Annotated in this window: 10 protein-coding genes; 6 read left to right on the plus strand and 4 right to left on the minus strand. The window is 41.8% G+C overall.

Features of this window, described 5'->3' with window-relative positions:
* Positions 1–91 precede the first annotated feature (91 nt).
* Both VB654_RS03900 and VB654_RS03905 read left to right on the plus strand, forming a co-directional pair.
* Positions 92–583: a GNAT family N-acetyltransferase gene (locus tag VB654_RS03900; RefSeq protein WP_323212134.1), complete on the plus strand. Its 492-nt coding sequence runs from the start codon at positions 92–94 to the stop codon at positions 581–583.
* Positions 584–687: 104 nt separating this feature from the next.
* The gene (locus VB654_RS03905; protein ID WP_323212135.1) at positions 688–1,299 is read left to right on the plus strand and encodes a TetR/AcrR family transcriptional regulator; all 612 of its coding nucleotides are present in this window, start codon (positions 688–690) and stop codon (positions 1,297–1,299) included.
* A gap of 14 nt (positions 1,300–1,313) precedes the next feature.
* On the opposite strand, the gene VB654_RS03910 is transcribed toward VB654_RS03905, so the two are convergent.
* Complete coding sequence (locus VB654_RS03910; protein ID WP_323212136.1) at positions 1,314–2,024, minus strand: rhomboid family intramembrane serine protease; 711 nt, start codon at positions 2,022–2,024, stop codon at positions 1,314–1,316.
* Between the two features lie 116 nt (positions 2,025–2,140).
* Here VB654_RS03910 and VB654_RS03915 point away from each other — a divergent pair, with 116 nt between their 5' ends.
* Both VB654_RS03915 and VB654_RS03920 read left to right on the plus strand, forming a co-directional pair.
* Complete coding sequence (locus VB654_RS03915) at positions 2,141–4,282, plus strand: tetratricopeptide repeat protein (RefSeq protein ID WP_323212137.1); 2,142 nt, start codon at positions 2,141–2,143, stop codon at positions 4,280–4,282.
* 82 nt (positions 4,283–4,364) lie between these two features.
* Positions 4,365–6,530 carry a heavy metal translocating P-type ATPase gene (locus VB654_RS03920; RefSeq protein WP_323212139.1) on the plus strand — a complete coding sequence of 722 codons (2,166 nt, stop codon included), beginning with the start codon at positions 4,365–4,367 and terminating at the stop codon, positions 6,528–6,530.
* Between the two features lie 154 nt (positions 6,531–6,684).
* On the opposite strand, the gene VB654_RS03925 is transcribed toward VB654_RS03920, so the two are convergent.
* The 3 genes from VB654_RS03925 to VB654_RS03935 all read right to left on the minus strand — a co-directional run bounded on the left by VB654_RS03925 (position 6,685) and on the right by VB654_RS03935 (position 11,709).
* Positions 6,685–8,445, minus strand: a complete 1,761-nt coding sequence (locus tag VB654_RS03925) for a serine/threonine-protein kinase (RefSeq protein WP_323212141.1) — start codon at positions 8,443–8,445, stop codon at positions 6,685–6,687.
* A 148-nt stretch (positions 8,446–8,593) separates the two neighbouring features.
* The gene (locus VB654_RS03930) at positions 8,594–10,147 is read right to left on the minus strand and encodes a GTP-binding protein (protein ID WP_323212281.1); all 1,554 of its coding nucleotides are present in this window, start codon (positions 10,145–10,147) and stop codon (positions 8,594–8,596) included.
* Positions 10,148–10,524: 377 nt separating this feature from the next.
* Positions 10,525–11,709, minus strand: a complete 1,185-nt coding sequence (locus VB654_RS03935) for an NAD(P)H-quinone oxidoreductase subunit H (protein WP_323212142.1) — start codon at positions 11,707–11,709, stop codon at positions 10,525–10,527.
* Positions 11,710–12,112: 403 nt separating this feature from the next.
* Between VB654_RS03935 and rsmH the strand changes: the two genes are divergently transcribed.
* Both rsmH and VB654_RS03945 read left to right on the plus strand, forming a co-directional pair.
* Positions 12,113–13,009 (plus strand): 16S rRNA (cytosine(1402)-N(4))-methyltransferase RsmH, encoded by an 897-nt coding sequence (gene rsmH / locus VB654_RS03940; RefSeq protein WP_323212144.1) that lies wholly within the window; start codon positions 12,113–12,115, stop codon positions 13,007–13,009.
* Between the two features lie 210 nt (positions 13,010–13,219).
* The gene (locus VB654_RS03945) at positions 13,220–13,396 is read left to right on the plus strand and encodes a high light inducible protein (RefSeq protein ID WP_323212145.1); all 177 of its coding nucleotides are present in this window, start codon (positions 13,220–13,222) and stop codon (positions 13,394–13,396) included.
* Positions 13,397–13,440: the final 44 nt, after the last annotated feature.

Consider the following 13,440-nt stretch of genomic DNA (forward strand, 5'->3'; position numbering starts at 1 on the left):
CTGACGTGTTTATCTTTAGTAAGGTAATTTAGTTTATTCCGCCAACCCTACTTAAACACAGATTCATTTCAATGAAAACTGCTGTAAGATTATGAGTGATCACAAAATATTTTTGCGTCTCGCTGAAGAAACCGACGCATGGGTGATGAGTGCAATTCATATTGCTGCCATCAAAGCTCTGCCTACGACTTTTTACACCCGAAAACAGCTGTTGGCTTGGCGTAATTATCGCGACAAGCCTAATAGTAAAAATATTTTGCAGAATATGCAAGCAGAAACTTTTTGGGTTGCTGTTGAGAATAATAGGCTTGCAGGTTTTGCTAGTTTCATGGTTGATGAACTTATTGCCTTATATGTGCATCCTCATTATCAATGTCAAGGCGTAGGGCGAGCTTTAGTTACACATTTTTGTCAAGAAGCTACTAATCAAGGTATAAATCAAGTAATTACAACTGCTAGTCTTTATGCTGAAGGATTTTATTCCCGATTGGGATTTACTGCTGTCAAAAGAGCGCCTCATCAGTTAAGAACTGGCATAGTTGTTCCAGTCACCAAAATGAACAAAATCTTAACTCTTGCTTGATTAAATATGCTTTAAGTTTAGTAAAAAAAATTCAACTTGTTTTACTGGAAATGCAATTTTTTTTACAAAATGTAATAGTATTTAAGCAAGTACCTGCAAGCAAAATGACTAGAACTATCCGATCCTCCTCTCTTACCCGTATACGTTTGATAGAAGCTGCCTCGCAGGTATTTGCTAGTTTAGGTGTTCAAGGAGCAACTACTCGTGAAATAGCTCGTGTCGCCAGAGTGAATGAGGTGACTTTATTTCGCCACTTTGCGAGCAAAGAACAATTACTGAGGGCAGTCATTGAAAATGCCTCCGCCCTCCAGACAGAAGCCCTCGCGCACCCTGAAGCTTGGACACAGAACCTTAGCGTTGATTTAAAAAAGTATGCCCAGCTTTATAACGCCATGCTGGAAGCACACGAAGATTTGATTCGGACTTTCATTGGGGAAGCTAAACGTCATCCTGAAGCTGCTAGGCAAATCATTCAAGAAGCGGCCAAGCCTTTGGGTGAAAAATTGGTGGCTTACTTGCAATCTAGTCAGAAACGAGGGACTGTTAGACTTGATCTTGATCCGTTTCCGGCAGTTGATATGTTTACAGGGATGCTATTGGCCGGGATGCTCTGCCGGACGGTAAAATATAATCAAAGTGACTACAGTAGTAATAATTACATTGACACTTGTGTAGATATTTTTGTGCGTGGTATTGCAGTTCAGGAAAAGTGTTGATTTTCACGCTCAGGTTAAGTACGGGCTGGTTGATGAAATCGCATAAACGCTGCCCCGATTAATAAGCCCAGAAGTTGCGCCCAGTATGCTATGTTCCCTGAATTTACACCAGATGGGGGAATGTGTAAGCTGCCAATTCCGTAAAATAGCTGTTGGATAAACCACCAAAATAGATACAAATAGGCGGGCAGCTGAATGGGAATATACACAATTAGGAGTGGGAGAATTGTATCGATTTTAACTTTAAAGAATTTGCATACATAAGCTCCTAAAATTGCCGCGATCGCACCATTGGCTCCGATTAATGGTATTGTCAAACTCGGTTCTAAAATAATTTGTGCTATCCCTGTCAGAATCCCCGCACTCAGATACAATCCCAGAAAACGTCCATGTCCAATCACGTTTTCGACAGTTTTACCAAAAACCCATAAAAATAGTAAATTTCCCAAAATTTGACTAAAACTACCGTGAAGAAACATCCCCAACAATAGGGTAGGTATACGCCAAAAAACAACTACCCAAGCGGCTGGATTAACTTGGATAGCATTGGTAATTGCACTAGTAATTTGGGCGGGAATCAAACCCCAACTATTGATAAAAGATCCTAATTCTCCACTAATCTCTAGTTTAAGTTGCCATAAAAATAGAGCAATATTAATGCCAATCAGCCAATAAATAATAATTGGTTGATGACGTAGGCGAATATTATCACTAATAGGAATCATATAGATTGATTTTAAATGTGCAATAAGTTTTCTTGTTCATCTTCCCATACCCCTGTTTTAATTAATTTGTGGCAAGATTGGAATCAGGTAACAATGCACTCAACTAGGCAAACGAGATGCTAGGAAACACACTTGTTGGAAGATACCAAATTATTAGCCACTTGGGAGATGGGGGATTTGGTGAAACTTTTGTGGCTTGTGATACTCACTTGCCGGGATTACCTCAGTGTGTTGTCAAGAAACTTAAACCCCAAGCGACTGACCCCATAAACTTAGAGACGGCTAGACGTTTATTTGATACGGAAGCGCAAGTTCTGTATAAATTAGGGATTCATGATCAAATTCCCCAACTATTGGCTTACTTTGAAGAAAATGCAGAGTTTTATTTAGTACAAGAATTCATCGCCGGTCATAACCTGAGTACAGAGTTAGCACCAGGAAAAATCCTCAGTCAAGCCGAAGTAATTTCTCTGATTCAGGAAATTTTATCAATTTTAGAATTTGTTCACCAAGAAAAGGTAATTCACCGTGATGTGAACCCACGAAATTTACTCAGACGTGAGGAAGATGGTAAATTAGTTTTGATTGACTTTGGGGCAGTTAAGCAAATTGCTACTCAGATAGTTAACCCTGAAGGTCAAACGAAAGCCACGATTGCTATCGGTACTCCCGGATATTTACCCGGAGAACAAGCCCAAGGTACACCAAAGTTTAGCAGTGATATCTATGCTGTGGGGATAATTGCCATTCAAGCCCTGACTGGATTGTCGCCAAAACAGCTAAAAATTGATATTGATACCAATGAAATTATCTGGCAAAATCAGGCTGATGTGTCGCCAGAATTTGCTCAATTTATCGATAAAATGGTGTGTTACGATTTCCGCCAACGCTATGCTTCAGCAACTGTGGCATTACAAAAGCTGCAAGAATTAACGCAACTAGCATCTGGAACTATAGTTTTAAGTCCCGCTTTACCCATAAATTCTGGTGTGTCACTCACACCCGACCCACTATTCAAAAATTTTAAATTTAGTAAATCCAAAAAAGATATATTAATTAAGTTGTCATCAGCAGTACTTTTCATTGGAGTTAGCGGTATAACATCTGTATTGATTGTTAATAGTATTAATGCTAATAACGCGATCGCACTATCTCAACAAGGAAGTACACTATTTGAATTACAGCGCTATCAAGATGCTTTAGCTGCTTATCAAAAGGCAGTAAATATTAGTCCAGATTTTGTTCCAGGATGGAGTGGTCAAGGAAAAACCCTGTCAGAATTAAAAAAATATGAAGAAGCCCTGACAGCTTATGACCAAGCTATTCAAATTCAACCAGATTATGTAGAAGCATGGCGTGGTCGAGGTTTTGTATTGCAAAATTTAAAACGCTATCCAGAAGCGATCGCCTCTTTTAATAAAGCCTTACAATTAGATGATAATTATCCTGAAACCTGGAATGCTAAAGGAGAAATTTTCAGTAATTTGCAACAATATAATAATGCTATTCAATCTTATGAAAAAGCTGTAGAACTCCGACCTAATTATTATGAAGCTTGGTATAGTAAGGGTTTAGCATTTCATAAATTAAAGCAATATGATCAGGCAATTACAGCCTACGAAACAGCTATTGAATTTAAGCCAGATTATGGGCAAGCTTGGTATAATCTAGGCAATGCTTTATTTAATTTGAATCGGTTTGATTATGCTTTAAAAGCCTATGACAAGGCAGTACAATACAAACCTAATTTTTACCCAGCTTGGTTTTCTAGAAGTAATATCTTAATGACTTTACGACGCTATCCCCAAGCGATCGCATCATTCGATCAAGCAATTAAACATAACCCCAATGACTACCAAGCATGGTATAGTCGGGGTTGGGCGTTGCATCAAAGCCAACGCTATGAAGAAGCAATAGAATCTTATAATCAAGCCGCAGCGATTAAAGAAAATGATTATCAGATTTGGTATAATTTAGGAAATTCCCAATATCTTCTCCAGAAATACAAGGAAGCGATCGCATCTTACAATAAAGCAGTTCGTTATCAAGCCAGTCATGCTGAAAGTTGGTACAGCAGAGGTAATGCTTTATTTAACTTGCAAAAATATCAAGAAGCAATTAGCTCTTATAATCAAGCCATAAAATACCAGCCGAATTATCGAGAAGCAATTAACGCCCGTAACAAAGCCCAAAGAGAATTATCAGTTGAAAAATTACGTTCTATAATTGTACCAACTATTCCCAGTTCTGAAAACTAAAAGGAGATGGTTAACAGTAAAAATCCATCTCGTATTACACAGAAAACCGACGACCCCTGTAATATACAGTGAGAGGAACATCATGATCAATTCATCGCCCTCTTTCGCTGGAATTGACTATCATGTAGTACATAAAATTCCCGGCAGAGTTAGATTTCGTGTTCCTCTGTTAGCCCATGACCCCAATTATGCCCAAAATTTACAAAATTTACTAGAATCTGATCGTCGTATTACGTTTGTCCGCGTTAATCGTGCTTGCAATTCTGTAACGATTAAATATCAATTATCTAGTAGTAAAAATAGGTTAATTCCCCAGTATTTATTACCTTTGCTATCTGAAGCCAAGGTGAGGAAAAGTCAAAAGTTAGAAGTTGAAACTCAAAAACTAAAAGAAACTGATCATTCAGGTGTAGAGTTGCCTGGATTGGCAACTATTTTAGCTTTACTAGGGTTAGGATTTCCCATTCCCAGAGTGATGATTGCTGCAACAGTGGCACTGGCAGCGTTACCTGTTGCTCAACGTGCTTATAACAGTATTACCCAAGAACGAAAATTAAATATAGATTGCCTCGATTTTATGGCGATCGCCTTAACTTCTGCCCAAGGAAACCTCTTAACACCAGCTTTGGTGATGACATTACATGAAATTGGTGATCAGATCCGCGATCGCACTGCCAGAGTTACCGAAAATCATGCCGCCGATTTATTGAATTCTTTGGGACATTACGCCTGGGTTGAACAACCAGATGGGCAAAAAAAACGCATCTTGGCAAAGGAAGTACAGCCAAAAGACACTGTAATCGTCTATCCAGGTGAACAAATCCCCATTGATGGAGAAATACTGCACGGTAAAGCTTTAATCGATCAGCAACAGCTGACTGGTGAATCAATGCCCGTTTTGCGTCAGGTAGGACAAGCGGTTTATGCTTCTACCCTCGTGCGGTCAGGAGAAATTTACATCCAAACCCAACGAGTCGGCGCTGCTACTCGTGCTGGGGCAAGTATAGAGTTAGTCAAACAAGCCCCAGTACATGACACACGCATGGGTAACTATGCCGCAACCATCGCCGACAAAGCCGTATTACCAGCCTTGATTTTTTCGGGATTAGTCTTAGCCGCAACCAGAAACCCTAACAGGGCAGCATCCATCCTCACCCTCGATTTTGTCACCGGGATTCGCGTTTCTCTACCCACAACTTTTTTAGCAGCCTTACATCACGCCACTAGACATGGTGTGCTAATCCGCAGTGGTCGGGCTTTGGAAAAATTGGCACAGGTGGACACATTAGTATTTGACAAAACCGGCACTTTAACTAAAGGTAATATCGAAGTTGTAGAAGTGGAAACTGTAGCTGGAAGGATGTCTAGTCACAGGTTGTTAACACTAGCCGCAGCTGCCGAACAACGCCTGACTCACCCAGTTGCCGCAGCTGTAGTAAATTATGCCCAGAAACAAGGCATTGAGATTTTGACCCGCCAAGATTTTGTATATGAAATTGGTTTAGGTGTGCGAGCCGAAATTGATGGTGAACAAGTTATAGTGGGGAGCGATCGCTTTTTGCGTCAGCGTGGCATTTCCCTGGACTGTCTGGATAAATCACATAGCTGCAATCATCCCAATTTCCGTATTTCTGCCCATAATGCTTTGCTATATGTAGCGGTAAATCAGGAGTTTAAAGGAATTATTTATTACACAGATCCCTTGCGTCCAGAAAGCCCAAATGTAATTGAGAAGTTGCAAAGTGAATATGGGATGGAAATCCATCTACTCACAGGGGATAATCAGCAGAGAGCTATGGCTGTTGCCCAAGAACTTAATTTGCCTCTTTCCCAAGTTCATGCTGAGGCCTTCCCTGAACAAAAAGCCGAAATTATCCAAAAAATACACGCATCAGGTAAAACAGTCGCCTTTACTGGTGATGGCTTAAACGATTCCATCGCCCTAGCTTATGCTGACGTAGCGATTTCCTTTGGTGGAGGTTCTGATATAGCTAGGGAAACAGCCGATGTTGTCCTGATGGATGATAACCTAACCAGTTTTTTAGAAGCAATAGCGATCGCTCGCCAAACCCAAGCAGTAATTAAACAAAATATCAGTTTAGCCGTAGTTCCTAATTTAGCAGCGTTAGGACTAGCCACAACCATAGGGTTGCATCCCTTAGCGGCGACAGTTATTCATAATGGTTCAGCAATCATCGCCGGTTTAAATGGATTGCGTCCCCTCATGCACCAAGACCCGCCAAGGTAGGGGAAAAGAAGCAGGGGGGCAAGGGGGCAGGGGGCAGGGTGCAGGGGAGAAGAGGAACGGGGGCAGGGGGCAGGGTGCAGGGGAGAAGAGGCAAGGGGGGTAAAGGAACTTACTCAGCACTCAGCACTCAGAACTTTCCCCACTCCCCACTCAATTAACGAATATTAACTTCTTGCAGATGATTTTCGGAATGAAAACTTTCATTTTTAATGAGGGTTTTTGTAGCATCAAAGGAAGTTAACGCCACATTTTTACTTTTAGTTTGTATTTGCTGTTTTTGAGTATATTCATTGAGTTTAGCCTGTGCTTGAGGGTAAACGGGAGTATTTTGTGGAATTTTGCGAAGAAGTTTTACAGCCCCATTAAAGTCGCCAGTTGAGGCTTTGATATTAGCATTATGTAAAAAATAAGCTGCTCTAATTTGCCGCTTTTCACTGTACTCAGCTAATTTATTTTGAACTAAAGCACCAGCCGAACTTTCTTGAGGAATTTGACGTAAATATTCTATAGCAGTTGAAAATTCTCTAGCTATGGCTTTTTCGTAAGCTTGTGATAACAAATTTTGGGTTTCGGTTTCAATCCTGACTTGTGCTTGCTGGACTAAATTATCTATTTTAGATTGCCAATATAAAATATCTGGCATTTTTGGAGCAATACTTAATACTTCTGACCATTTACCCGCTTCCAAAGCTTGTTCAGCAATTTGGTATTGCACCGCAGCAAATTGCCATTGGTACTGCCATTCATCAATCGTGGCTTGAGCTTCTGGATAGATATTACTGTGAGATGGAATTGATTTTACTAAAGCCAGTGCCTTTTCTAAATCCCCAGTTTGATATTTTTCTGTTGCTTTATATAAAGTTTCTTTTGCTGAATATGCAGGAGAATTATTCACTAAAGAATATACTCCCAATCCCATTAATAAAGAATTAGCTGCTAAACCTACTTTCATTCCTGTAAATAGTGATGATCCAGGGATTAAATTTAATTTTTCCTGTGTATTATCTCTTTTACCCTTTGGCTTTTGCACTACCTCACGGCGTATTTCAGGAATGGACTGTATTTTAGTTTCTCTGACCATTTGTTTGAGTATATGTAGTACCTCACCCGCAGACTGAAAGCGCTCTTGGCAATCATAGCGAATCATGTGACTGAGGACAGCAGCTAGATAATCATTAATTGATGTATCTTGGGTACGCCAAATAATCTCATTGGTTTGAGGATCTACTTTGAATTGTAGTGCTTCTCGCCCTGTTAAAGCCTGAATAGCAATCATCCCCAAAGCATAAATATCGCTATTAGGTTGTGTTTGACCAATAAATTGCTCTGGTGGGATGTACCCTAGTGAGGTGACAGGAATTTCATCAATAGGCAATTCTAGACTTAAACCCAAATCAACTGACTGGATAAAACCGAAGTCAATTAAAACTAACTTGCCATCACTAGTACGTCTGATCAAATTTTCTGGTTTAATATGGCAATGAATAATGCCTTGTGAGTGAACAAATTCTAAAATCTTCAAAACATCTTCTAATAATTGCAAAACTTCATTTTCAGTCCAATTACATTTCCAATATTGATTGATGGGCAATTCCGTACTTAATGAATGTCCTTCTACAAACTCTTGTACTAAATAAAACTGCTCATTTTCTTCAAAACAGGTGATTAATTGGGGAATTTGAGGATGCTTTCCCAGAAGATGGAGAGGTGCTGTTTCATCAAGAAAGCATGATTTTAAATTATCTAAGTATTTGGGTGAAAAACTGTGAGATTTAAGGTTTTTAATCACACATTTAGGGTTTTCTGGGTGAGCTTGATCTATAACGATGTATGTCTCTCCAAATACTCCTGCACCAAGGCTTTGGACGATTTGGTAACGTGTTTGTAATAATTGCCCGATCATGTTCTGGTTCATGAGCTGGTTACTAAATAATTTCTTATAATAGGTTTCCTCACCTCACCAGTTTTTCCGGAAGCCTTGAAAATTGATTATTGTAGTGTCTATGCCTTAAAGTCAAGTTATTTATTGACAGTATTTTGCCTAAAAATAGATAAATTTTATGCTAATTCTGGGTTTCTTCGTCGTGTTCAATCACTTCCGAGTTATTTGTTAAAGGTTTTACCACGCGGGCGATCGCTTCTTGGACAAAACTCTTAATAAATTCATCCCGGCGATTAAGTTTAAATTGTTCCTTGACTACCTCAGTCATCCCACCATCACCCCAATCTTGGTCATGGCGAAAATATTCAATAAAACTTTTACCAGCAATTCGTGTTAAATAAGCTACTGTCACCCCTTGAATTGCCCTACCAATAACAAAGGTAGCAACATGAAATTGCAAAGCAGTAGATATTAGTTGAATTGCGCCTTTGACTATACCTAAACTAGCGATGGTTTTGGCTAAGGAAAGAGCTAATTCTTTGCCTCGTTCCATATTCAATTCACAACCGTATATTCTCCCAATTTCGACTACCATTTGAGCATTAACGGCTGCTGTTGCTAATAAATCGACAACTGGGAGAGGCGTAACAGATACCACACCAGCCCCAATCCATTGAAAGCGATCAACTATTTTGTCAGCTTGACGGCGACGTTGGACATCAATCAAATTTCGGGCTTCTTCTCCTAACCGTAGCGATTGCAGGAGAATGTTATCTGCAACCAAATCTTCACCTTCAGCCCGTAAAATGGCAGCCATGCGCCGCAGCAAAGGAATAATATCGGGTTCTGGCTGAAAGATTTCGCCAGTTTCTAACTGTGCAGATTGGGGATTTCCCGCGATCGCCACCACATCATTAGGGGCAATAAATCCCCGCACTCGTTGACGTAACCGGGCGAGAATCGATTCCTTATCCTCATCTGTATATAAATCTGTTTTATTGAGAACGAGGAGCGATCGCTTACCAATTTCAGCTAAACTGCGTAGTGGTTCATATTCAGAACGACGCAAATCATTATCTACCACAAACAGCAGTAAATCGGCTGAAGTTGCCAGTTCTCTCGCTAATTGTTCCCGTTCCGTTCCTTCTACCCCAGTTTCTAAAATCCCCGGCGTATCGGTAATTAAAATTTTGCGTTCTAACCCCTTCAACCGCAAACAATAGGTTTCCCCAACTTGGGTAGTTCCCATCGGCGCATTTACCTGACCCACCATGCGCCCCATAATGGCATTAACCAGGGAAGTTTTACCAGCGCTTCCCGTACCAAATACCACAACTTGAATTTCACCCCGTACCAGATTGACTTCAATTTCCCGTGATTTACTTAATAAAGCTTGTCGGGCGACTTCATCTTGAATTTGGGCTACCTGTTGCTTCACAGCTTGCAGAGTTGTAGAAGCTGCATCAGATTTAGCGGCGGGAATTTCTGCGGCTGTAACTCTTCGACGTTGACGGCGCGATCGCTTTTCCCCAGCTTGCAGGATGAATACATAATAAAGAAAAGCTGCAACTAAGCCTCCTATTAATAAAACCAACAATAGCAACAGCAAATTCCCCAGCAGTGGAGAATAAGACAACTGCCAGTAAAGCCGAGAGAGGGAGTCAATCAGCCAGAGGCTTAATGCCAAAATGACGATTAAACCAACAATTAGCGTGACTATGCGCGACAGAGGCATGGATGGCACGGTTAGTTACTGGGTTTGAAGGGGCTGATGTTTTTTATATTAATGCTTTGGGTGTTGTTTGCTGGAGTATTCGGGATTTTTAAGAAATTAAGATTAAACGTTCGCGTAGCGTGCGCGCAGCGCATACCGCAGAGGCGCAGAGGACACGGAGAAATCAAGAAATCAGAGGTTTATTCTGTTAGGTTATTGGATGTTTTTTTGATTGGGAAGTCTCTGAGGAGGGAGAAGAAGCAAGAAATAGGGGTGAATTGGAAATTACTCTTCCCCCCTGCCCCCTGCCCCCTGCCCCCCTGCCTCTTCTCCCCTGCCCCCTGCCCCCTGCCCCCCTGCCTCTTCTCCCCTGCCCCCTGCCCCCTGCCCCCTGCCTCTTATCTGTCTACAGATCCCATAATTACGTCAACACTGCCGAGAATCACAACAATATCTGCAACCTTCATCCCTCGTAGTAGTTCCGGGACAATTTGCAGATTGTTGAAATCAGCCGGGCGAATTTTCCAACGCCAGGGGAAACCGTTATCATCCCCTACTAGATAAATTCCTAACTCACCTTTACCGCTTTCCACACGGGAATAGATTTCACCTTTGGGCATTTTAAACGTAGGTGAAACTTTTTTAGCAATGTATTGGTAATCAAAGGCATCCCACTCTGATTTTTTTCCCGCCGCCATCCGCTTGGCTTCTAGGTTTTCGTAGGGGCCTCCTGGTAGTCCTTTAATTGCTTGGCGAATAATCTTCACAGATTCGCGCATTTCCCGCATCCGCACCACATAACGGGCAAAGCAATCACCGGCAGTTTCCCACTGTACATCCCAATCAAAATCGTCGTAACATTCGTAATGGTCAACTTTCCGCAAATCCCATTTCACTCCAGAGGCGCGTAACATCGGGCCAGATAGTCCCCAGTTAATTGCTTGTTCGCGGGAAATCGTGCCAATACCTTCAACCCGACGGCGGAAGATGGGGTTATCTGTTACTAAACGTTCGTATTCGTCAACTTTGGGTAATAAGTAATCGCAGAAATCTAAACATTTATCTACCCAACCATAGGGTAAATCAACTGCTACGCCACCCACACGGAAATAATTATGGTTGACCATCCGGTATCCAGTGGCAGCTTCCCATAAATCATAAATCATTTCCCGTTCTCTAAATTGGTAGAAGAAGGGAGTTTGTGCGCCTACGTCAGCGAGAAAAGGGCCAAACCAGAGTAAATGGTTAGCAATTCTGTTTAGTTCCAGCATAATCACGCGAATGTAGCTGGCGCGTTTGGGAACAGTTACACCTGCTAATTGTTCCGGGGCGTTAACGGTGACAGCTTCGTTAAACATTCCGGCGGCGTAGTCCCACCGACTCACGTAGGGGACGTACATGACAGTAGTCCGGTTTTCGGCAATTTTTTCCATTCCCCGGTGCAAATAGCCAATTACCGGTTCACAATCAACGACATCTTCGCCATCCAATGTGACAATTAACCGCAAAACCCCGTGCATTGAGGGGTGGTGTGGCCCCATATTCAATACCATTGGTTCGGTGCGGGTTTCTAGTCTTGCCATAAGTTCCTTGTTCTCCAGTGATGAAAATTTCAACTTGAATTGCGTGATGCCAACCAGACTCAATTAATTTTGTCTGCCAAAATCAGGTCAAAAGAAGCAGGGGAGCAGGGAGCAGGGAGCAAGGGAGAAGACTGAAACGGAGCTTGTTCTCCGCCTCAGTTCAAGCGCCCTAAAAGAGCGGGGAAGATTACCCCTGCTCCGCTTTGCTCCGCGCAGAGGGTTCGGGCTTGTTCCCCCCTGCTCCCTGCCCCTTCCCCTCTGCCTCTTCGGTAAGGGAAATATTTTTAAGCAGTCGCCACAGAAGCGTCTACATCTATTGCCCATACAGGAGTATGTTGGAGAGGAGTGGCAGCAAAGAGATTTTACTTGCTGTTTCATTTTGTTTCACTTCTTCAACTATTATATGGAGCTAGAGATCCAAGGAATTGTAGGCGCTGAATTTCTTCATGTGCCAGTTTTAAGCCAGGAGGTCGTTGAGGGGTTGGCTGTACGTCCTGGTGGCCATTATCTTGATGCAACGGTGGGGGGTGGTGGTCACAGTCGCTTAATTTTAGAAGCTGCAACTGATGTGCGGATAACGGCCATTGACCAAGATGAGGACGCTTTAGGGGCGGCGCAAAAGTATTTGGCTGAGTTTGGTGACAAGGTAGAGTTTATTCACAGCAATTTTTCGGCTTATAAATATAGTCCTAACACTTTCGATGGTATCCTGGCTGATTTGGGTGTGAGTTCTTACCATTTAGACCAGCCAGAACGGGGTTTTAGCTTTCGCCATGCGGCAAATCTGGATATGCGAATGAATCAGCAACAGTCTTTAACGGCGGCTGATGTAATTAATGAATGGGATGAGGCGGAATTAGCAGATATTTTCTTTAAATACGGTGAGGAACGACTATCGCGGCGGATTGCCAGACGGATTGTGGAAAAACGACCATTTCAAACTACTACAGAATTGGCTGAGGCGATCGCCTATGCTGTCCCCCGTCAATATCGTTATGGTCGGATTCACCCGGCGACAAGGGTTTTTCAAGCTTTGCGAATTGTGGTTAATGATGAGTTAAAGTCTTTAGAAACCTTTTTAGATCAAGCCCCTAACGCCTTGGTTTCTGGTGGACGCATTGCCATTATCAGTTTTCACAGTTTGGAAGATCGCCCGGTAAAGCATGGTTTACGTAATTCTCCTTTGTTAAAAGTCTTGACTAAAAAGCCAATCACTGCAAAAGAGGAAGAATTGGCTAGTAATCCGCGATCGCGTTCTGCCAAGCTGAGGATAGCTCAGAAAGTAGACGTTAACCTCTAGAAATCTCCAATAATTTACAAACCGCAAGATCCCCGATTTCTGGCAAAGGTTGGGGATCTGAGTTGATCGCTGAAAAGCAAATCAGAAAAAATTCTTATAGATACTATTTGAAATTCTTTTGCAATTGTTCGTTACATTATTTAAAATATCTGTTACATTGCTTAATAGGGAAACAAAAACCTTTACTAAGTCCTACCGAGAGTATTAACCATGAAAAGCACAACCGCAACCACACCAGTTACAGAAAACCGCAATGCTTGGAATTGGGGATTCACCACTCAAACCGAAAATTGGAACGGTCGTTTGGCAATGATCGGTTTTGTAGCCGCAGCTTTAATTGAAGTGTTCTCTGGTCAAGGTTTCCTACACTTCTGGGGTATCCTCTAAGATTTCACTTTTGTCCAAAAAAGATATAAATCTCAATTGGACAA

Origin of the sequence: Nodularia sp. UHCC 0506, from assembly GCF_034931045.1 — a bacterium.
In the GTDB taxonomy this organism is placed as follows: domain Bacteria; phylum Cyanobacteriota; class Cyanobacteriia; order Cyanobacteriales; family Nostocaceae; genus Nodularia.